Source organism: Kitasatospora sp. NBC_00374 (assembly GCF_041434935.1).
Classification (GTDB): Bacteria; Actinomycetota; Actinomycetes; order Streptomycetales; family Streptomycetaceae; genus Kitasatospora.
Genome location: NZ_CP107964.1, coordinates 833,876 through 853,576, shown reverse-complemented (window position 1 = coordinate 853,576; position 19,701 = coordinate 833,876). Strand labels below are relative to the sequence as shown.

The window sequence follows — 19,701 nt, the reverse complement described above, 5'->3', positions numbered from 1 at the left end:
GACCCCACGGCATCGGCGTCCTGCGCGAATCGACACCGCCCGCGCCCCACCGCCGAGCGGATCGGCCCCGGACGTGAGCTCCCCCGCCGGCGCTGTCGGGGCATCCGACGGGGGAGGGCCGAGGGGACGGGCATCGCCGCGTCAGAGGCGGCGGGTGCCCGGCGAGGGGACGGCGGTGAAGGTGACCGGCGCCGCGAAGCCGGCCTGCCGGAAGGCGGCCCGCACGCCGTCCTCGACCTGGGGGAGCGCGGCCGTACCGACCAGGGCGATGACGGAGCCGCCGAAGCCGCCACCGGTCATCCGCGCCCCCAGTGCGCCGGCCCGGACGGCGGACTCGACCGCGAGGTCGGTCTCGGCGCAGGAGACCCGGAAGTCGTCGCGCAGCGAGGCGTGACCGGCGGTCAGGATCGGCCCCAGGGCGGCGACGTCGCCCTCCTCCAGACGCTCGACGGCCTCGGCCACCCGGAGGTTCTCGCCGACCACGTGGCGCACCAGCGGCCCGAGCTCCGCGGGGAGCCGGCCGAGGGCCGCGGGCAGGTCCGGGGGTGCCAGGTCGCGCAGGGCCGGCAGGCCCAGCAGTGCGGCGGCCCGCTCGCAGCCGGCCCGCAGGGCCGCGTAGGCGCCGTCGCCGAGGTCGTGCTTGACCCGGGTGTCGATCACCAGCAGGCACAGGCCCGCGGCGTCCAGGTCGAGCGGGACGTGTCGCAGCTGCAGCGTCCGGGTGTCCAGGTGCAGGGCCGCGCCGCGGGTACAGCAGGCGGAGGCCATCTGGTCCATGGCGCCGCACGGCACGCCGACGAAGGCGTTCTCGGCGTGCTGGGCGAGCAGTGCGAGCTCGGCCGCGGTCAGGCCGAGCCCGTACAGGTCGCTCAGGGCCGCGGCGGTGGCGCACTCCAGGGCGGCGGAGGAGGAGAGCCCGGCGCCGGTCGGCACGTCGCTGTCGAAGGAGAGGTCGGCGCCGCCGACCCGGTGGCCGGCCTCGCGCAGTGCCCAGAGCACGCCCGCCGGGTAGCCGGCCCAGCCGGCGACCGAGCCGGGTGCCAGGTCGGCGACCGCCAGCTCGGTCACCTGCCCGTCGCCCTGCGCGCTGAACAGCCGCAGGCGCCCGTCGTCACGGCGGCGCGCGGTCACGCGGGTGGTGTGCGGCAGGGCGATCGGCAGGACGAAGCCGTCGTTGTAGTCGGTGTGTTCGCCGATGAGGTTGACCCGCCCGGGCGCCGCCCAGGTTCCGGTCGGCCGGGTGCCGTGGACGGCCTCGAACTCCGTGGCGGCTTCTTCGAACATGTGCTCAGCTCCAGCGACTTGTCCAACCCGGGGCTGCTTCCCGCCGAGGGGGCCGGGGCTGCCGACGGAAATCAACTATCAACATAATCAAACAAGATCAGTCGGGAGTCAACATTCAGGGGCGTCTGGACCGTTCCGCTCCCGCTGCGCAGCGTGATGAGGGATGATCTCCGTGTGACATGTGGGGGTTGGTGGGAACTGCGCAGGGATGCCCTGCTGCACTCCGTCGCGCGGGAACTGCTGCTCTGGGGTGAGGACGTCCTGGACGATCCGGGCGCAGGGGAGATCGCCGAACTGCTGGCCGCCGTCGCGGCCCAGACCGCCGCCGACACCCGCCACCCGGACTTCCCCGACGCGGCCGACCTGCTCGCCCGCGCCGCCACCGAAGTCGCCCGCGCCGACCGCTTCCGCGGCACCCTGCTGCCCCAGGTGGCCCGGCACCTGCGGACCGCGCTCGCCCTCCTGCGCGAGGCCCGCCTGCTGCTCGCGTGCCACCGCAGCGTGCCCCTCGCCGATGCCGGTACGGGCTGAGGGCGCCGCCCCGTCCGGGCCACGGGCGGGCGGCCGATCCGCGCCCCCGCCGATGTCGGACCCCGCCCCTACGATGTCCGGCATGAGAGCCTCCGGAACATTCACCGTCAAGTCCTTCGTACCGACCGACGTGGTGCCGAGCCCGGCCGTCACCACCGCCCTGCCGGTGGGCGTGGCCACCATGGAGAAGCAGTTCGAGGGCGAGGTCGCCGGCCGATCCGCCACCCTGTTCACCGCGGCCTTCGACCAGGCGACCAACGTCGGTACCTATGTGGCGATGGAGTCCTTCGAGGGCTCGCTGAACGGCCGCGACGGCGCCTTCAACTTCGCGCACGCGGCGTCCACCTCCGGCGGCGACCGGACCGGCGAGTACTTCGTGATCGTGCCCTCCAGCGGTACCGGCGAGCTCGCCGGCATCAGTGGCGGGGGAGGCATGGCGGTGGACGAGGACGGCACCCACCGGGTGTGGTTCGACTACGACCTAGGCTGAGCCCTCGGCCGGCGACACCGGCGGGCGGACCGGGACGGCCTGCGCCGGGGCCGGCCCCCCGGTGCCTGTACCTCCTCGCCCGCCACCGTGGCTACCCGGAGGTAGCATGTTCGCGCACGCATGGAGCGAGGAGCGGCATGGACCACGGCGAGAACCCCGACCCGGCGGCAGCGGTCCGCCCGGAGACCGCTTCCCGCGACCGGCGGCGGCCGCCCTCGCAGGCCGATGTCGCCGCGCTCGCGGGCGTCTCCTCGCAGACCGTCTCCCGGGTCGCCAACGACCGGTCCAACGTCGAGCCGGAGACCCGGGAACGCGTGCTGTCCGCCATGCGGATACTCGGCTACCAGCGCAACAGCGCGGCGCGGGCCCTCACGCTCGGGCGGTTCCAGGCGCTGGGCGTGGTGACCTTCGATCTCAGTGCGCACGGCAACGCCCGTACCCTCGCCGCGATCTCGCGGGCCGCGCAGGCCGCCGGGTACTCGGTGAACGTGGTGTGCGCGCAGGAACAGACCGAGGACGCGGTGCAGCAGGCAGTGCGCCGGCTGACCGACCAGGCCGTGGACGGTCTCGTCGTCATCGAGGCGCAGATCCTCGACCGGCCGGGGTTCAACGTCTCGTCCGGTGTGCCCGTGGTCGTCGCGGACGGCGACCCCGAGCACCGCTTCCCCTCGGTGGACACCGACCAGGCCGCCGGCGCGACCGCGGCCACCCGGCACCTCCTCGACCTGGGGCACCGTACCGTCCTGCACGTCGGCGGACCGCAGGACTCCTATGCGGCCCGGCGCCGGGCCGCCGCCTGGCACGCCGCCCTGAAGGCGGCCGGCGCTCCCGTCCCGGCGTTGGAACTCGGCGACTGGACGGCCGAGTCCGGCTACCGGATCGGCCGACGGCTGGCCGAACGCCCGGACGTCACGGCCGTGTTCGCGGCCAACGACCACATGGCGCTCGGCGTGGTGCGCGCGCTGGGCGAGGCGGGCCGGCGCGTTCCGCAGGACGTCAGCGTGGTCGGGTTCGACGACGTGCCGGAGTCCGGGTACTTCGCTCCGCCGCTCACCACCGTCCGGCAGGACTTCGAGGAGGTGGGCCGGCAGTGCGTGGCCCTGCTGCTCGACCGGATCGACCGGCCGGAAGGCGGGCGGACCAACCGGTCGATCGCGGTGCCGACCGAACTGCTCGTCCGGTCCAGCTCCGCACCCCCCGCGGGCGCCCTGCCGGGGTGACCCGGCCGGGCCGCCCCGGGGTGCCGCGGTACGGCTCGATCACCCCGTCCGGAACTGCTGGCTGGTGCTCCGGTTGCACGCGTACTGGACGAGGGCGGCACCCGCCGCACTCGAAGCGCCCGCGACGTCGAGGCACCTCCCGCTGTGGCGGGCCACCAGGACGACGTGGCCGGCCGCCTGGGCGCGCACCGAGAACTCCTGGTCGGCGGCCTCGTCGCAGCCGTACTGCACCACCGCGGCGCCGTCGGCCGTGGAGCCGCCCGCCACGGCGAGGCACATTCCACCGTGCCGGGCCACGATGTTGACGTAGCCGGGGCTGCTGCTGCGCAGGGTCCACTGCTGGCCGGCCCCGCCGGTGCACGCCTCCTGCACGGCGGGCGCGCCGGGTGAGGTGGCGCCGCCGGCGGCGGCCACGCACGTGCCGCTGTGCCGCGGCCGCAGCGGACCCCAGGTGTCGGGAGCGGTCGACCGGAGCCGCCAGGACTGGTTGCGCTCGCCGGTGGGCTGGAAGGCCCCGGCCGCCGCGCCGTCCCACGTGGCGGCGCCGGAGACGTCCAGCAGCCGTCCGGTCGCCTTGTTGACCAGCGTGCTGTGGCCGTCGCCCGTGGTGGAGAGCAGCCAGTACTGCGCGCTGCTCGTGGCGGGGGCGGCGAGGGCGAGTGCGCCCGTGCCGTCGACGGCGAGGGCGGTGCCGTCGGCGCCGTCGGTGATCCGGTAGGAGGCGGTGCTGTTCCAGCCGCCGGAGATCCTGGTGAAGGTCCACCGCTGGGCGGGGTCGGCGGCGTTCGACGGATGCTGGACGAGGCCGTGGCCGGCGGCGGCGAGTGCCAGGCCGCTGTTGTCGTTCACCAGTTGGCGGGCGGTGCCGGTCGGCGCGGTCGCCGTGGCGTCGTCGATGCCGGTCGCGCCCGGGATGACGAACGTGGTGACCGAGTCGGGGCCGACCGTGGTGGTCAGGGTCTTGGCGGCCGAGGTGCCGAGGTCCGCGTCGCGCTGCAGGTTCCTCGCGGCGTCGGTGGTGTACCGCTGCACGGGCACGGCGGTGTTCACCCCGGTGAAGCCGCCGAGGTCGAGGGTGAGTTCCTCGGCCGCACCGGTGGAGTTGGTGTGGACGACGACGGCGCCGCCGTTCGGCCGCAGCGCGGCGAGCGTGCTGTCCGCGTTGGTGGCGATGACGCGGGCGCCTGGCCGGACGAACCGGCTGTAGTTGGCCATCGCCCAGTACTTCTTGTTCCTGCGGATCGGCTCGGTCGCCGGGTCGGCGGGGGTGAGGTCGACCTGGATGAGACCCCAGTTGGCGTTCTCGTGGTCGGCCGTCATGTTCTCGTAGTCCTCGACGGCCTGCCACATCACCCAGGCTCTCGGCTCCAGCTCCCGGATGTCGCCGTTGATGCGTCGGGCCAGGTCGAGCGCGGGACTCATGGCCGTGAAGCTCTGGCCGCCGGTGCCGCCGAGGTCGACCTCGGACATCCAGAGCGGAGTGCCCGAACCCTTGGCGATGTCCCGCACGGCGGGACGGCCGCCGGTGGAGTAGGTGTGCGTGTTCAGCCTGCCGATCCTTCTGCGCACCGGCGCCGGGTAGGAGTCCCAGTCCTCGCGGAACAGGGTCGGGTTGGTCTCGTCCATGGCCGCGATCGGCGTGCTGTCCCCGGCCGCGTTCAGTGCGGTGCGAAGGCTGGTGATCATCTGTGCCTGGGACGCCGGGTCCCAGTGCGAGCCCTCCTGCGGACCGCCGGCCCGCCAGTAGTCCGTGTTCGGCTCGTTGACCGGTGAGATCGAGGCGAAGTCGACGCCGGTGGAGGCCTCGACCCGCTTGAGGGCACCGGCCAGGTAGGCGGCGAACCGGCCGTACTGGTCCGCGCGGAGGTTGTCCTGCCACCCGAGGGCGGCGCCCGAGGCGAGGGAGCTGTGGGTCATGAAGTACGGAGCGGAGTTCGAGAACGCCTCGAAGGTGTCCGCACCGCGCTTCCTGGCCGCCTGCAGCCACCACCGCTGGTTGGGGTCGGCCGAGTCGTTCCAGTGGGTCGGGTCGGCCGGGTTCCACCAGTTCACGGGCTCCTGCCGGTCCCCGGTGCCGTCCGCGGGCGGTCCGAAGGCGGCCGGACGGTTCCAGTAGCCGGGCACGGCGGCGCCGGGGCGCATGTACGGCCGGGTCTCGGGGCTGTCGCCGCCGCCGATGTTGTAGCGGGCGATGGTGAACCCCAGGCCGTTCGCGCCGTAGAGCTCGTCGGCCAGCCGGTTGCGCTGCGCGTCCGGCCAGCCGCCGGTCACGTTGGCGAACCAGGCGAGCGCCGTGCCCCAGCCCTGGAACGGCTGTTGCTGGTAGCTCGGGTCGAGTCGGACGATCACCTGCGGCGCGCCGCTCTCGGCCGCCGCCGCAGGCACGGCGGTCAGGCTGCCCGCGACGAGGGCGGCGGAGGCGACCACGGTGGCGGCGAGGCCCGTGCGGTGGCGGTGGGGGCGTGGACGCCGCTGTCCGTGTGTGAGGGGCAAGGTTTCCTCCGGATGTGGGCTGCGGATCGACGGGTGGACGACGCCCGCCCGGGCGTTCGCCCGGCAGCGCCCGGCACATGACGCCCGCTCAGGCATGGGCCGCAGGGGCTCGGCGGGGCGGGCAGGCGGATCCGGCCGCGGCGCGTGGGTGGGCGGGCGTGCGGTATGGCATCGCAAACATGACATGGCGACGGCCGTACGGGCCGGCAGGCGCGGCGGGTCTGCAGACGCGGTCCCCGTGTCGGGTGCCGGAGGCGGCCGAGACCGACCTCAAATGATCCTCAGGTTCCGGCCGTCCCCGGGTGATTCGTGCAACGATCAAGCCTCTTCCCGGGCCCGGGGCGCCGGGACGTGACGTCGAGGAAGGACGTGCCCACGATGGGTTCGATCATCGCGCTGCTCGGAGGGCTTGCCGCAGTGGCGGCCGCCGCGACGCTGCACCTGATCCGCCGGGACCGGCACCGGTACTCCGGTGACCTCACCGGCCTGCTGATCGAGCAGCAGCACACCGCACGGGCCGTCCAGCTGCGCCGCAGTTGCTCCAGCGCCGCCGTCCACCACGGCACGGGGCTGGTCACCGACGTCGTCCACCCGTACTGACCCTGACGACCCCGCCCCCGCCCCGCCCGGTACCGGCGTCGGATCGTAGGGTGGGCGGGGTGAACGACCAGGGGGAGACCGGTGGACGGCTCCGGGCTCGATCGGCGGCCCTCGGGGCGGCGGCGGTGACGGTGGGTGCCGGGCTGGCGGTGCGGGCGGGCCTGGGCGAGGAGTTCGCGAAGCCCGCCGGTGACGTGCTCTACACCGTCCTGGTCCACACCCTGGTGGTCCTGGCCGCACCCCGGACGAGGCCCCGCACGGCCGCCGCCGTCGCGCTCGCGCTGAGCTGGGCCGTCGAGTTCCTGCAACTGACCGGCATCCCGGCCGGGTTGTCCCGGCACAGCACCGCCGCCCGGCTCGCCCTGGGCTCCACCTTCAACCCGCCCGACCTGCTCTGGTACGCAGTGGGCGCGGCCCTCGCCTGCGCCGCCCACACCGCCCTCCGCACGGCTGCCCGCTCCTCCCGGCTCCGGCACGCCCCGCTCCGGCACGCCCCGCTCCGGCACGCCCGGCGGCGGGCGTACCGCGGCGTGCGGTGACCGGTCAGCGGGGGTCCAGGCCCTCCGGCATCGCCGGCAGCGCCCCGCCGACCGCGTCGAGCAGCAGTCTCGCGGCCACCGCCGCCCCGTCGGTGCGGAAGGTGTCGGCCACGGCCGATGCCCGTGCGCGGGTATCTGGGGTCAGGGCGGTCCCGAGCGCGGCTGCCAGGGACTCGGTGGTCGAGGTCGGGCCGTCGTGTGCCGCGCCGATGCCCAGGTCGGCCACCCGGCCGGCGAAATACGGCTGGTCGGCCCCCTGGGGTACCACCACCTGAGGCGCCCCGGCCCAGGTGGCCGTCGTCGTCGTGCCCGCGCCGCCGTGGTGCACGACGGCGGCCACCCGGCGGAACAGCGCCTGGTGGTTGACCTCGCCGACGACGAAGCAGTCCTCCTGGTCGTCGATCAGGGCCAGATCGGCCCAGCCCCGGGAGAGGAGAACGCGCCGGCCCTGCGCGCGGATCGCCTCGATCGCCACCCGGGCGACGTCCTCCGGATCGCGCACGGGAATGCTGCCGAAGCCCACGTACACCGGCGGTGTGCCGGCGTCCAGGAACTCCACCAACTCGGCGGGGAGCGGGCGTTCGTCCGGCAGGACCCAAGCGCCGGTCTGCACCACGTCGAGGTCCGCCGGCTGCTGCCACGGGGCCAGGACCGGGTCCGTGGCCAGCCACGGCCGGTCGGTGAAGACGTGGTCGCGGACGTTGTCCAGCGCCGGCAGGCCGATCGACGCCCGGTGGGTGTTGATCGCCTCGCCGAACACCGCTTGCGCGTCCTGGGCGTCCCGGTCCCACAGCACGCGGTTGTCGGTCACATCCGGAGGGAGCGGCCGGCCCGGCCGCGGCATCGGCGGGTGGTGCGGCGACGGCAGGCTGACCGGCTGGTAACTCGCGTACACGTAGCGGATGCCCAGCTTCTCGGCCACCGACTTCACGCCGGCCACGGCCGGTACGAGGCCGGTCGCCACCAGCACGTCACACCCCTCGGCCGCCACGGTGACGTTGTCGTGGAACGCGGCGACCAACTCGGCCGCGCGCCGGGGCACGCCGCCCGGCGACGGCGGCGTCTTCCCGGTCACCAGGTCGCGCACCGACCGGCCGGTCGGCACCATCTCCACACCCACCACGGCCAGCCGTTTCGCGAACTCCTCGTCCGGCGGCGCGCAGACCCGTACCTCCGCGCCCAGTTCCCGCAACCGCACCGCGAGTCCCAGCAGCGGCTCGACGCCCCCGCGCGAATCGTAGGCCGACAGCAAGACACGCATTTCGTACTCCCACTTCCCCGAATTCCGGCTACGGTCGAAGATTCTGCGGCACGACGGGGGCCTTGCCGCAAGCCCCCCGGTGCGCTATAACTTGAGAGTGGCAAGGAGTGTGTACTCCTCTTTCCCACCGTCACCCGCTCCGGGCGGACAGGACTCTGCGCAAACAAGCGACAGCGGCGGCCCGATTCGAAAGCCGCCGCCCGCCCCCGGCGCATCGATCGGTCGGAAGCGACGCCCGGTCACCCCTTGCCCTGCTCCTCCCACGCCCGGCTGCCGGCCTGCGGCAGGCGGAGCTCGGCGATCGCGCCGCCGTCGGGGTGGTTGCCGAGCCGCAGTTCGGCCCCGACGGCCTCGGCGTGGCCCTGGGCGATGGTCAGCCCCAGCCCGTGGCCGTGCCCGCGCTCCCGGGCGCCGGTGCGGAATCGCTGCGGACCCTCGCGCAGGACGTCCTCGGGGTAGCCGGGGCCGTGGTCCCGGACGGTGAGGGTGGCGCCCTCCACCGTGACCCGGACGGGCGGCGCGCCGTGCCGGTGGGCGTTGGCGACGAGGTTGGAGACGATCCGGTCGAGTCGGCGCGGGTCGGTGGTGACCACCGCGGATCCGACGGTCCGCAGGTGCACGGCAGACCCGGCCGACCCCACGATCCGGGCCGCCAGCGCACCGAGTGGCTGGTCGGACAGCTCGGGCGCCTCGGCCCGGGCGTCCAACCGGGAGACCTCCAGCAGATCCTCCGTCAGGCCGCACAGTGCGTGCACCCGGTTGCGGACGAGCTCGGTGGGCCGGCCCGGCGGCAGCAGTTCGGACGCGGTGAGCAGGCCGGTGAGCGGCGTGCGCAGCTCGTGCGCCACGTCGGCGGTGAAGCGCTGCTCGTTCGCCAGCTTGCTGCGCAGGACGGCGGACATCGAGTCGACCGCGGCGGCGAGGTCGGCGACCTCGTCGCGGGGGCGGCCCAGCGGGCCGATCCGGGCGTCGAGGTCGCCGCGGGCGATGGTGCGGGCGGTCCGGGCGGCGGTCCGCAGGCGGCTGCTGATCCGGTCGGCGGCGAGGACGCCCGCGAGGACGGTGAGGACGACGGACAGGGCGGCGGAGATCTGGATCGCGCGGTCGAGGTCGGCGATCGCCCGCTCGTCCTCGGCGAAGTCCATCCGGACCGACAGGATCCGGCCGTCCGCCCCGGCGGCGGCCCACATGGCGGTGCCGTGGGGGCCGGGGCCGAGCATCGAGCCCTGGCGGCCGCGCTCGGCGAGCCGTCGCAGCTCGGCGGGCAGCGCCGGGTCGCCGGCGGCGGCGTGCCAGCCGACCACCAGCTGGCCGGTGCTGTCGTAGCCGGTGAGCACCGAGTCCAGGGCGGCCTCGGCGGACTTCCTGGCCTGTTCGGTGTGCTGGCGGACGGAGGCCTGGTGGACCAGGATGCCGACGGTGAGGGCGACCAGGCAGGACACCAGGGCGATCACGGCGGCGATCTGCCGGCGCAGCGTCATGACACCCGCCGAAGGCGGTAGCCGAACCCGCGGACGGTCTCGATCCGGCCGGCCCCGATCTTCGCCCGCAGGCGCTGGACGTGGACGTCCACGACGCGGCTGTCGGCCCCCCAGGAGTAGTCCCAGACCCGTTCCAGCAGGGTCTGGCGCTCCATCAGGACGCCGGGCGCCGCGGTGAACTCCAGGAGCAGCCGCAGTTCGGTGGGCGTGAGCGGTACGGGACGCCCGGCGACCCTGACCTCCATCGCGCCGGTGTCCACCTCCAGGTCGTCGATCACCCGGACGGAGCCTGCGGGGCCCGCGACCGCGGTGGCCGCGGCGGTTCCGGCGGCCGGGTGCGTGCCGATGCCGGTGCGCCGCAGCACGGTCCGGATCCGGGCGACCAGGACGGCCGTCTCGAAGGGCTTGACGATGTAGTCGTCGGCTCCGGCCTCCAGCCCGGAGATCACGTCGATCGGCTCGGTGCGCGCCGACATCATCAGGATCGGCAGGGAGCTCTCCTCGCGGATCCGCCGGCACAGGCCGACGCCGTCGAGCAGTGGCAGCATCACGTCGAGCAGGAGCAGGTCCGGGGGTTGGGCGCGGAAGCGCTCCAGGCCCTCCAGGCCGTCGCCGGCGGTCTCGACCGGGAAGCCGTAGCGCTCCAGTGCCATCTGGGTGGCCTCGCGGATCACCTCGTCGTCCTCGACCAGCAGGATGCGCGGGGTGCCGGGCGCGGGAGTGGTCATCGGGTCCTCGCCGGGGAGGGCTGCGGGACGGCCGGTGGGACCGGCCCGCGTGTGGTCGGCCGGGCGGTGGGCGCGACCGCGGGCGCGGCGCTGGCAGCGACGGACGGCACGGGCGTCGCGGTCGGCTCGTCGGGCGGGCAGCCGGGGAGGTCGGCGGCCGGGCCGGTGGCCTCGGTCCTGCGGTCGGCGAAGGCCATCCGGACGGAGTTCCAGCGGTAGGTGCTGCTGGTCTCCGCGAGCGGGCCGGTCGGCTCGTGGACGACCAGGTCCTGGCCCGCGGTGTCGGCGGTGAAGCCGGGCAGCGCGGTGAGCGCGAGGACGGGCAGCACCTGCCGGTCGCGCTGGGTGTACACGTGCAGCACGGCCCGCCCGCCGCCGGTGCCGGCGCCGGTCACCACGGCGGTGAGGAGTTCGGGGCGGCCGTCGCCGCTGAGGTCGCGGTACTGCGCGGGCTGCACCAGGCAGCCGGGACAGCCGCCGTCCAGGGCGGTCCGTTCGGCGGGGGTGAGCTCGGGGTCCTTGCCGAGGACGGTGCGCGCGTCGACCTCCTGGAGGCCGCCCACGGCGAGGCCGGGCAGCGGCTCCGGTGCGGACTGGTCCGCCACCGGCTGCGGGGAGGGCGGCGCGGACGTCTCGGCGGCGGGCCACAGCGGCAGGGGGCTCGGGTGGGACGTGATCGCTCTGGTCTGCCCGGCATCGTGGAGACCGCCGGCGCTGTCGCAGCCGGCGACCGTCAGGACGGCCAGGACTCCCAGGAGCGCGCACCGCAGCAGCGGGGTGCGGGTGAGCCATATCCTCACGCGGGACGGTGCCTTTCGGAGCGGGGGCGGAGAGGCTGTCAGTCTGCACCACGACGGCGGGCCGTCCACCGTCCAGGGGGAGGACGGCGGACGGCCCGCGCGTCAGGGCACCGGGTCGGCCAGCACGACGATGTTGTCGGTGTAGTGGCCGTCGCCGGCGAGTGAGCCGCCGCAGGTGATCAGCCTGAGCTGGGGGCCGGCGGTGTCGCCGTACACGAGCTCGGTCGGGAACGCGCTCTTCGCGTACTGACGCAGCTCGCGCACCCGGAAGGCCACCGTGCCGCCGTCCGCGCGCCGGATCTCGATCCGGTCACCGGCCCGCAGGTCCGGCAGGCGGTTGAACACCGCCGGGCCCCGGCGGGTGTCGTAGTGCCCGAGCAGCACGGCCGGCCCGCGCTGGCCGGGGGCCGGCCCGTTGCGGTACCAGCCGACCTCGGCCGGCCGGTCGAGCGGCGGGACCTCCACCGTCCCGTCGGTGTTGAGGCCGACACCCTGCACCGGGGCGTCCACCCCGATCCGCGGGATCACCAGGCGCACCGGCGGTGAGAACGCGGCCGTCACGGGATCCGCCGACGGTACGTCAGGGGCCGGCGGGACGGTGGGCGCCACGGCCACGGAGGCGATCCGGACCGGGGCGTTGCCGGGATCCCGGCCGAGCATCGCCGTTCCCACGCCACCGATGACGAGCAGGCCGGCCGCCACGGCCGGCGCCCACGGTGGGCGCCGGCCACGGCGGTGGTGGCTACGCCTGCGCGCCGGCACGGCGGCGGACGACCAGGATTCCCGCGCCGACGACGCCGGCCAGGGCGAGCCCCGACCCGAGGACGACCGGGACCGAGGAGCCGCCGGTGTCGCCCTCGCCGGTCTGGGCGCCGCCCTTGGGGACGGTCCGCACCTGCGGGCCGTCCGTCTTCGCGGGGGCGGCGGCAGGGGCGCTCGCGGCGACGGACGGAGTCGTCACGGCGGGGGCCGGGGTCGTCGCACGGGCGGTGGGGGCGACGCTCGGGGCGGGGGTGGGGCTGCTGGGCCCGTCGGCGAAGGCGGCGGCGCCGGGGAGCGTGAGCGCCCCGACGACACCGGCCGAGACGAGGGCGAGCCGCATCGTACGGCGCACGGAAGTGGTACCTGACATGGGAATCCTCCGGTTGTCCGTCACCCGCGGCCCGGTGGCTGCGAGTTGACCCTGCAAACGGTAGGAACGGCTCCTCACGGTGCTCCGCCGGTCGCGTAACAGCCACCGGCCGACTCTGTAACAGTCCCGCCGACGGTCGACCGGTGGCCGTTCGGTGGCGGATCGGTGGCCGGCCGGCCGGACGGATCGTCTGATCCGGCACAACTCACCGGATTTCGCCGGGCGGTGCACGGGTGCGGTCAACGCGATGAAAAGAACTTGTAACGCCCGACCACTTCCCTTCCGGGGTGATGATCTGACAAATTGCGGCCACCCCCCTTTTGTCATGGGCGCGACTGGTGCCACCAGCGCCATCTGGTCTCCGGAGGACGACGCATTGCTTTCGCTCATATCCAGTCGGCTGACACGCTCGGCCGTGGCCGTTGCCACCCTCGGCACGGCCGTCGCGCTGATCGCCCCCACGGGCCTCGCCGCCGCCGCTCCCGCCCGGACCGCCGCCGCCCCGGCGCCGGCCGCCACCTGGGCCGCCGGCACCCGCGCCTACCTCGTCATCACGGCCCCGGGTGACACCTCGGCCGTCCGGACGGCGGTCGCAGGCAACGGCGGCTCGGTGTTCGCGTCCTACGACGCGATCGGCGTGATCGTGGCCCACTCGACGTCCGCGACCTTCGCGGCGACCCTCCGCGGCGTCGGCGGCGTCCAGCAGGTGGGCGCGACCCGCACCTCCGACGTGCCGGCCGACGCCTACAGCCCGGCCCTGCCCGCCAACCCGACGCAGGCCGCCACCACGCTGACCGAGTCCAACCGCTGGGACATGACCCGGATCAAGGCGGACCAGGCCTGGGCCGTCACCACCGGCTCGTCCACGGTCAAGGTCGGCGTCCTCGACACCGGCGTCGACGACCAGCACCAGGACCTCGCGCCCAACTTCGACGCCGCCGACTCGGCCTCCTGCGCGTACGGCAAGGCCGACACCCGCACCGGCGCCTGGCGCGACGTGGACACCCACGGCACCCACGTCGCGGGCACCATCGCGGCGGCCAGGAACGGCAAGGGCGTCGTCGGCGTCGCGCCGGGGGTCAGGATCGCATCAGTCCGGATCGCCGAGCCGAGCACCACGCTGTTCTTCGCGGAGAACACCGTGTGCGGCTTCATGTGGGCCGGCGACCACGGCTTCAAGGTGACCAACAACAGCTACTACACCGACCCGTGGCAGTTCAACTGCCCGGACGACGTCGACCAGGCCGCCATCATCGAGGGCGTCCGGCGGGCCGAGGCGTACGCCGAGAGCAAGGGCTCCCTGCAGGTCGCCGCCGCCGGCAACTCCAACTACGACCTGGCGAACAAGACCACCGACTCGGCGAGCCCCAACGACTCGACCCCGGGCAGCCGCACCATCACCAACGCCTGCGTCGACATCCCGACCGAACTGCCGGGCGTGGTCACGGTCGCGGCGATGGGCAACGGCAACGTCAAGGCCTCGTACTCCAACTTCGGCCGCAACGTCATCGACGTCGCGGCGCCCGGCGGCGACGGCGCCGACGGCGTGTACTCCACCCTCCCGGGCGGCAAGTACGGCAACAAGAACGGCACCTCGATGGCGTCCCCGCACGTCACCGGCGTGGCCGCGCTGATCGCCAGCACCAACCCGACGCTCACCCCGGCCGACATCCGCGCCCGGCTGGCCTCCGACGCCACCGACACGGCCTGCCCGTCCGACAGCCGCTGCACCGGCACCACGGCCAACAACGCCTTCTTCGGCGACGGCCAGGTCGACGCGCTCAAGGCGGTCGGCGGCACCACCCCGCCGTCCGGTCCGTACTTCGAGAACCTCACCGACGTCGCCGTCAACGACAACGCCACGGTGGAGAGCCCGATCACCGTCTCCGGCGTGAGCGGCAACGCCCCGGCCGCCCTCAAGGTCGGCGTGGACATCAAGCACACCTACCGCGGCGACCTGGTGGTCTCACTGGTGGCCCCCGACGGCACCGTCTACCTGCTGGAGGACTTCACCGACAGCGACAGCGCCGACAACGTCGTCAAGACCTACACGGTGAACGCCTCCAGCGAGGTCGCCAACGGCACCTGGAAGCTGCGGGTCCGAGACATCGCCTCGCAGGACGTCGGCAGGATCGACGCCTGGAACCTCACCTTCTGACCCCGCCGCCCCACCGCCGACCCCGGACCCCGGCCCACCCGGCCGGCCCGGGGTCGGCGCGTTGGCCGACCGGTACCCCGGCGGGCGCCCCGGACGCCCTCCTACGGCCGCCGGGCGAGTGCCGCGATCTCCTCCTCGTGCGGGCCCGGCGGGCGGACGGTGCCGTCGATGCTGCGGACCCGGGCGCACAGGCGGACGCTGGAGACCAGCCACACACCCTCACCGCCCAGCAGGTCCGCGGTGGTCAGCCGCGCGTGGTCGCACTCCCAGCCGGCCGCGGCGGCCGCCCTGAACAGGCCGCGCAGGGCGATGCTCGGCAGGATGCCGAGGTCCGGCGAGGGGGTGAGCAGCCGGCGGCCGCCGGGTGCGAGCACGACGGCGGCGGTCGGCGCCTCCAGGACCGTACCGTCCTCGGCGAGGAAGACCGCCTCGTCCGCGTCGTGGCTGCGGGCCCAGCGCTGGGCCGCCATGTTGACGGCGTACGAGAGCGTCTTGGCGCCGTTGAGCAGCCAGGGCGCCTGCTCGGGCGGCACGGTGACGTGGCCTCTGGTGAGGGTGACGATCCGGACGCCCTCCGCCCGGAAGCGGCGGGTGGAGTCGGGGACGTCGTCGAGCAGGACGAACCCGGTCTGCGGGCCGCCGTCCTCCGGTCCGCGGGTCAGGAAGAACCGGGCGTAGGTCTCACCGCTCGCGCCGTGCCGGTCGATCGCGGTGGCCAGGCAGCGCCGCCAGAGCTGCGTGTCGGGTGCCCGCAGGCCGAGGGCCGCGGCCGACCGCTCCAGCCGGGCGAGGTGTTCCTCCAGGTGCCAGGGCCGGCCGTCGACGACGAGCAGGGCCTCGAAGACCCCGTCGCCGCGCAGGACGCCCAGGTCGTCGGCGCGCAGCAGCGGCAGGGAACGGTCGGCGACGGTGCCGTCCAGCCGTACCAGGGTGCCGGCGCTCATCGCAGCGCCGCCGAGGTGAGGGTCAGCGTGCCTGCCTCGGTGTCGAGTTCGGCCTCGACCCCGAGGGGGACGGTGAGCTGCGGCTGCCCGTGGCCGAAGTCCAGCCCGGTCAGGACGGGAACACCGAGCGGCGCGAGCCGGTCGTGCAGCACGGCGGCCACCTCGCCCGGCGGCCCGCACTCCGTCCAACTGCCGGTCGCCACACTGGCCGCGCCGGCGAACCAGCCCGCGCGCAGCAGCTGGGTGAGCATCCGGTCGATCCGGTACGGTTCCTCGCCGGTGTCCTCCAGCAGGACGATCGCCCCGGCGGCCGGCGCCGCCTCGGCGCACCCCGCGGCGGCGGCGAGCAGGCTGAGGGTGCCCCCGGTGGTGATCCCTCGGGCCCGTCCGGGCGTCGGCGCGGACGGATGGGCGGATGTGAAGGCCAAGGCGTCCTCCGGGCTGAACAGGGTGGTGCGCAGGTGGGCGAGGGTCCGCTCGTCGGGCGGTTCGCCGGCGGGGCCGAAACCGGCGGTGGCCGGCATCGGCCCGAACAGGGTGACGACCCGCAGCCGGGTGGCGAACGCCCGGTGCAGTGAGGTGGCGTCGCTGGAGCCGAGCAGGATCTTCGGCGCCACTCCGGCCATCAGGTCCCAGCGCAGGTGTTCCAGGACCCGGGCCGACCCGTAGCCGCCGCGCGCGCACACCACGGCGGCGATCTCCGGGTCCAGCCAGGCGTCCTCGAGGTCGTGCGCGCGGTCCTGGTCGGTGGCGGCCAGGTAGCCGGAGCGGGCCGGGCCGAGCGCGTGCTCGCCCAGGACGACGTCGAGGCCGAGACTGCGCAGCACCGCGCAGTCGGCCAGCAGCCGCGCGGGGTCGGCGGGGCCGCTCGGGCAGACCACGGCGACGCGGTCACCGGTCCGCAGCCGGGGCGGCCGGTGCAGGCCGGCCGCCGGTCTCATCGGCGCGGGCCTTCCGCCGAGTCCGCCCGCCCGAGCCCGCCGGCCGCCGGTCGTTCGTTCTCCATGCGTCGCAGTATCGCAGGGGAGAGCGGGCCCCTGGGCGGTGTTCGTCCCATCGGGTGCGCCGCCGGACCAGGACGCCGGGCCGTACGCCGGGCCGTATGCCGGGCCGGACGTCGGGCGGGCACCGCGGGCTGAGGGCCGGGTGGGCGAGGCGACGGGTCGTCACGCCCGGTTTCGGATAATTTGCGGGTCTGTGCGATCATCGCCGCCTCCGGGAGAACCATGTCCTCGAACCACCCCGTACGCCGGGCCACCGCCCGGCAGGTGCTGCGCAATCCCCGGATCTGGATGCTGCCGACCGTCCTCGTCGGATTGCTGGCGCTGCTCCTCTCACTGGTCTACATGGGCGGCATCCTCAACCCGCGCGGCGACCTGCACCGGCTCCCGATCGGCCTGGTCAACGCCGACCAGGGCGCCGTGGTCGCCGGTGAGCCGACCAACCTGGGCGCCCGCACCACGGCCGCCATCGCCGCCGCCCCCGACCTCGGCGAGCAGATCTCCTGGCGGCAGCTGGACGAGGCCGGCGCCCAGGAGGGCCTGGCCTCCGGGAAGCTGTACGCCGTTCTGGAGGTCCGCCCCGGTTTCACGGCGGCGATCGCCGCGCTCGGCGCCACCGGGCAGCCGGATCCGGCCCGGCCGACCATGACGGTGTTCACCAACCCGGGCGCGGGCAGCCTGGCGTCCTCGCTGGCGACCTCGATCGCCCAGCAGGCCGCCCACGTCTCCTCGTTGGAGCTCGGCCGGACCCTCACCGCCCGGCTGCCCGACCAGGGTGCCTCGGCCGTCAACGCCGCGCGGATCCAGCTGGCCGACCCGGTCACGGTCGACACCGCGGTCGGCCACCCGATCGGCACCCACAGCGGCCTCGGCCTGACCGCCTTCTACTACACCCTGCTGCTGGTCCTGGCCGGATTCCTGGGCGCCAACGTGATCGCCAACGGGGTCGACGTCTCCCTCGGCTACGCGGCGAGCGAGCTCGGACCGATGCGCACCCAGCTGCCGACCGTCCCGATCAGCCGCACCCAGACCCTCGCCGTCACCTGCACGATGTCCGTCGTCCTGTCGCTCCTGACGTCCAGTCTGATCATGCTGTCCTGCGTGGTCATCCTCGGCATGGACGCCTCGCACCTGCCGCTGCTGTGGGTCTTCTCGGTCTGCGCCTCGGCGGCGGTGGGGCTCGGCGTCCAGGCACTGCTGGCCGCGTTCGGCGGGATCGGCCAGCTGATCAGCATGTTCGTGTTCATCGCGCTCTCGCTGCCCTCGTCGGGTGCGACGGTCCCGCTGCAGGCCCTGCCGGACTTCTACCGGGTGCTCTCCTGGTTCGAGCCGATGCGCCAGCTCACCGACGGCGTCCGCGCCATCCTCTACTTCGACGCCCGGGCCGACGCCGGCCTCACCCGCGCCTGGATCATGATCGGCGTGGGCGTGGTCGCCGCCCTCGCCTTCGGCTTCGCGATGACCGCCTACTACGACCGCAAGGGCCTGCACCGGATCGTCCCCGAGCACGCCCAGGAGCCGCAGCCCGCGGCCTGAACCGGCTACCGGCACCCTTGTCCGGCCCCGCAACCGCTGACTAGGGTGACGGGCGGTGTCCGACCGGGGACGGACGGGCCACGGCAGACGACTGCGGGCGACGGCGGGGGAGCGGCGATGACGGGGGAGCGGCGATGACGGGCTGGACCGGGCGGACGGCCACCGAGACGGCCGAGGCCGTCAGGGCGGGCAAGGTGACACCCCGTGAGGTGGTCGCCGAACACCTGGCCCGGATCGAGCGCCTCGACCCGCACCTCGGCGCCTTCCGCAAGGTCCTGGCCGAACGTGCCCTGCACGACGCCGACGCCCTCGCCGACCGCCCCGACCTCGCCGCGCTCCCGCTCGCCGGTGTGCCGGTCGCCGTCAAGGACAACCTGCCGGTCGAGGGCGAGGCGACCCGCAACGGCTCGGCCGCCACCCCCGCCACCCCGGCGGCCGCCGACCACGAGACGGTCCGCCGTCTGCGCGCGGCCGGGGCGATCGTGGTCGGCCTCACCGCCGTCCCCGAACTCTGCGTCTTCGGCACCACGGACAGCGTCTACGGCACCACCCGCAACCCCTGGAACCTCTCCCGCAGCGCGGGCGGCTCCTCCGGCGGCAGCGCCGCGGCCGTCGCGGCGGGCCTGGTGCCGATCGCCCTCGGCAACGACGGCATGGGCTCCATCCGCATCCCGTCCGCCAACTGCGGCGTGCTCGGCCTCAAGCCCGGCCGGGGCGTGGTGCCCGCCGGGCTCGGGGTCGACGACTGGTCGGGGATGGCCGAGAACGGCCCGATAGCCACCTGCGCGGCCGACGCGGCGCTGCTCCTGGACGTGCTCGCGGGCCCGGCCGAGCGGTCGGCGGCGCAGCCGCGGCCGCTGCGCGTCGCACTGTCCACCGGGCAAACCGCACCGGGCCTGCCGGTCGACGTCGCCTGCGCCGAGGCCGTGCACGACACCGGTCGGCACCTGGCGGCCGCCGGGCACCGGGTCGCGGCCGACGAGGTCCGCTACCCGGCCTGGCTGGGCGCCGCGTCGGTCGCCCGGTGGCTGGCGGGCACCGCCGACGACGCCCGCCCGCTCGACCCCGCGCTGCTGAACCCGCGGACCCGCCGGCACGCCGCACTGGGCCGGGCCGTCCACCGCACGGGCCTGATCCGGGCCGGTCAGCGCGCCCGCTGGCAGGCGCTGCTGGAGCAGTTCTTCACCCGGCACGACGTGCTGGTCACCCCGGCCCTCGCCCACCCGGCGCCGCCCGCGGCCCGCTGGCACACCCGGGGCTGGGCGGCCAACGTGCTGTCCAACATCCGCTACGCCCCGTTCAGCCATCCCTGGAACCTGGCCGGCTGGCCCGCGCTCGTCCTGCCGGTGCACGACCCGGCCGCGGTACGCGGTCTGCCGCTGTCCGTCCAGTTGGTGGCACCGCCCGGTGGCGAGCGCCTGCTGCTCGCGCTGGCGGCCGAGCTCGAACACCGCCGGCCCTGGCCGCGGACGGCGCCGGACCCGGCGGTGTGACGGCGTGCCG

18 protein-coding genes are annotated in these 19,701 nt (G+C 74.8%); 8 read left to right on the top strand and 10 right to left on the bottom strand.

The window, feature by feature from the left end; all coding sequences use genetic code 11:
- Nucleotides 1–141: 141 nt before the first annotated feature.
- Nucleotides 142–1,284, bottom strand: coding sequence for a galactokinase (gene galK / locus OG871_RS04005; RefSeq protein WP_371494258.1), 1,143 nt, complete (start codon nt 1,282–1,284; stop codon nt 142–144).
- Between the two features lie 174 nt (nt 1,285–1,458).
- On the opposite strand from galK, the gene OG871_RS04000 reads away from it, so the two are divergent.
- The 3 genes from OG871_RS04000 (at nt 1,459) to OG871_RS03990 (ending at nt 3,525) form a co-directional block, all read left to right on the top strand.
- Complete coding sequence (locus OG871_RS04000; RefSeq protein ID WP_371494257.1) at nt 1,459–1,815, top strand: hypothetical protein; 357 nt, start codon at nt 1,459–1,461, stop codon at nt 1,813–1,815.
- Nucleotides 1,816–1,897: 82 nt separating this feature from the next.
- On the top strand, nt 1,898–2,305 hold the full coding sequence (locus OG871_RS03995; protein WP_371494256.1) for a DUF3224 domain-containing protein: 408 nt from the start codon (nt 1,898–1,900) through the stop codon (nt 2,303–2,305).
- A 137-nt stretch (nt 2,306–2,442) separates the two neighbouring features.
- A complete protein-coding gene (locus OG871_RS03990; RefSeq protein WP_371494255.1) occupies nt 2,443–3,525 on the top strand; it encodes a LacI family DNA-binding transcriptional regulator in 1,083 nt (360 codons plus the stop codon).
- Nucleotides 3,526–3,564: 39 nt separating this feature from the next.
- On the opposite strand, the gene OG871_RS03985 is transcribed toward OG871_RS03990, so the two are convergent.
- Nucleotides 3,565–6,018, bottom strand: a complete 2,454-nt coding sequence (locus OG871_RS03985) for an RICIN domain-containing protein (RefSeq protein ID WP_371494254.1) — start codon at nt 6,016–6,018, stop codon at nt 3,565–3,567.
- A gap of 378 nt (nt 6,019–6,396) precedes the next feature.
- On the opposite strand from OG871_RS03985, the gene OG871_RS03980 reads away from it, so the two are divergent.
- Both OG871_RS03980 and OG871_RS03975 read left to right on the top strand, forming a co-directional pair.
- Nucleotides 6,397–6,618, top strand: a complete 222-nt coding sequence (locus OG871_RS03980; protein WP_371494253.1) for a hypothetical protein — start codon at nt 6,397–6,399, stop codon at nt 6,616–6,618.
- A 50-nt stretch (nt 6,619–6,668) separates the two neighbouring features.
- Nucleotides 6,669–7,157 (top strand): DUF2809 domain-containing protein, encoded by a 489-nt coding sequence (locus OG871_RS03975; protein WP_371494252.1) that lies wholly within the window; start codon nt 6,669–6,671, stop codon nt 7,155–7,157.
- Nucleotides 7,158–7,161: 4 nt separating this feature from the next.
- Here the strand turns inward: OG871_RS03975 and OG871_RS03970 are convergent, their stop codons facing one another.
- The 6 genes from OG871_RS03970 to OG871_RS03945 form a co-directional block, all read right to left on the bottom strand.
- Nucleotides 7,162–8,418, bottom strand: a complete 1,257-nt coding sequence (locus tag OG871_RS03970) for a glycosyltransferase (protein ID WP_371494251.1) — start codon at nt 8,416–8,418, stop codon at nt 7,162–7,164.
- A 239-nt stretch (nt 8,419–8,657) separates the two neighbouring features.
- A complete protein-coding gene (locus OG871_RS03965) occupies nt 8,658–9,899 on the bottom strand; it encodes a sensor histidine kinase (protein WP_371494250.1) in 1,242 nt (413 codons plus the stop codon).
- Nucleotides 9,896–10,627 carry a two-component system response regulator CseB gene (gene cseB, locus OG871_RS03960; protein WP_371494249.1) on the bottom strand — a complete coding sequence of 244 codons (732 nt, stop codon included), beginning with the start codon at nt 10,625–10,627 and terminating at the stop codon, nt 9,896–9,898. Before cseB ends, OG871_RS03965 begins: the two co-directional genes overlap by 4 nt.
- Complete coding sequence (locus tag OG871_RS03955) at nt 10,624–11,427, bottom strand: hypothetical protein (protein ID WP_371494248.1); 804 nt, start codon at nt 11,425–11,427, stop codon at nt 10,624–10,626. The genes cseB and OG871_RS03955 overlap by 4 nt, the downstream gene beginning before the upstream one ends.
- 102 nt (nt 11,428–11,529) lie before the next feature.
- Nucleotides 11,530–12,129 carry a class F sortase gene (locus OG871_RS03950; RefSeq protein WP_371494247.1) on the bottom strand — a complete coding sequence of 200 codons (600 nt, stop codon included), beginning with the start codon at nt 12,127–12,129 and terminating at the stop codon, nt 11,530–11,532.
- Between the two features lie 40 nt (nt 12,130–12,169).
- Nucleotides 12,170–12,559, bottom strand: coding sequence for a hypothetical protein (locus OG871_RS03945; protein WP_371494246.1), 390 nt, complete (start codon nt 12,557–12,559; stop codon nt 12,170–12,172).
- A gap of 415 nt (nt 12,560–12,974) precedes the next feature.
- On the opposite strand from OG871_RS03945, the gene OG871_RS03940 reads away from it, so the two are divergent.
- Nucleotides 12,975–14,717, top strand: a complete 1,743-nt coding sequence (locus OG871_RS03940; protein ID WP_371494245.1) for a S8 family serine peptidase — start codon at nt 12,975–12,977, stop codon at nt 14,715–14,717.
- 101 nt (nt 14,718–14,818) lie between these two features.
- Here OG871_RS03940 and OG871_RS03935 read toward each other — a convergent pair whose 3' ends face one another.
- Both OG871_RS03935 and OG871_RS03930 read right to left on the bottom strand, forming a co-directional pair.
- Nucleotides 14,819–15,661 (bottom strand): aminodeoxychorismate lyase, encoded by an 843-nt coding sequence (locus OG871_RS03935; RefSeq protein ID WP_371494244.1) that lies wholly within the window; start codon nt 15,659–15,661, stop codon nt 14,819–14,821.
- Complete coding sequence (locus OG871_RS03930) at nt 15,658–16,602, bottom strand: LD-carboxypeptidase (RefSeq protein WP_371494243.1); 945 nt, start codon at nt 16,600–16,602, stop codon at nt 15,658–15,660. The genes OG871_RS03935 and OG871_RS03930 overlap by 4 nt, the downstream gene beginning before the upstream one ends.
- Before the next feature lie 285 nt (nt 16,603–16,887).
- Between OG871_RS03930 and OG871_RS03925 the strand changes: the two genes are divergently transcribed.
- Both OG871_RS03925 and OG871_RS03920 read left to right on the top strand, forming a co-directional pair.
- Nucleotides 16,888–18,198, top strand: coding sequence for a DUF3533 domain-containing protein (locus OG871_RS03925; RefSeq protein ID WP_371494242.1), 1,311 nt, complete (start codon nt 16,888–16,890; stop codon nt 18,196–18,198).
- A 134-nt stretch (nt 18,199–18,332) separates the two neighbouring features.
- Nucleotides 18,333–19,691 (top strand): amidase, encoded by a 1,359-nt coding sequence (locus OG871_RS03920; RefSeq protein ID WP_371494241.1) that lies wholly within the window; start codon nt 18,333–18,335, stop codon nt 19,689–19,691.
- The last annotated feature ends 10 nt before the right edge of the window (nt 19,692–19,701 follow it).

Excerpts from the sequence above, each read along its gene's own strand:
- cseB (WP_371494249.1), bottom strand. The coding sequence starts at position 10,627 with ATGACCACTCCCGCGCCCGGCACCCCGCGCATCCTGCTGGTCGAGGAC.
- OG871_RS03935 (WP_371494244.1), bottom strand. The coding sequence starts at position 15,661 with ATGAGCGCCGGCACCCTGGTACGGCTGGACGGCACCGTCGCCGACCGT.
- OG871_RS03965 (WP_371494250.1), bottom strand. The coding sequence starts at position 9,899 with ATGACGCTGCGCCGGCAGATCGCCGCCGTGATCGCCCTGGTGTCCTGC.
- OG871_RS03990 (WP_371494255.1), top strand. The coding sequence starts at position 2,443 with ATGGACCACGGCGAGAACCCCGACCCGGCGGCAGCGGTCCGCCCGGAG.
- OG871_RS03925 (WP_371494242.1), top strand. The coding sequence starts at position 16,888 with ATGTCCTCGAACCACCCCGTACGCCGGGCCACCGCCCGGCAGGTGCTG.
- OG871_RS03970 (WP_371494251.1), bottom strand. The coding sequence starts at position 8,418 with ATGCGTGTCTTGCTGTCGGCCTACGATTCGCGCGGGGGCGTCGAGCCG.
- galK (WP_371494258.1), bottom strand. The coding sequence starts at position 1,284 with ATGTTCGAAGAAGCCGCCACGGAGTTCGAGGCCGTCCACGGCACCCGG.
- OG871_RS03980 (WP_371494253.1), top strand. The coding sequence starts at position 6,397 with ATGGGTTCGATCATCGCGCTGCTCGGAGGGCTTGCCGCAGTGGCGGCC.
- OG871_RS03995 (WP_371494256.1), top strand. The coding sequence starts at position 1,898 with ATGAGAGCCTCCGGAACATTCACCGTCAAGTCCTTCGTACCGACCGAC.
- OG871_RS03945 (WP_371494246.1), bottom strand. The coding sequence starts at position 12,559 with ATGTCAGGTACCACTTCCGTGCGCCGTACGATGCGGCTCGCCCTCGTC.
- OG871_RS03930 (WP_371494243.1), bottom strand. The coding sequence starts at position 16,602 with ATGAGACCGGCGGCCGGCCTGCACCGGCCGCCCCGGCTGCGGACCGGT.
- OG871_RS03920 (WP_371494241.1), top strand. The coding sequence starts at position 18,333 with ATGACGGGCTGGACCGGGCGGACGGCCACCGAGACGGCCGAGGCCGTC.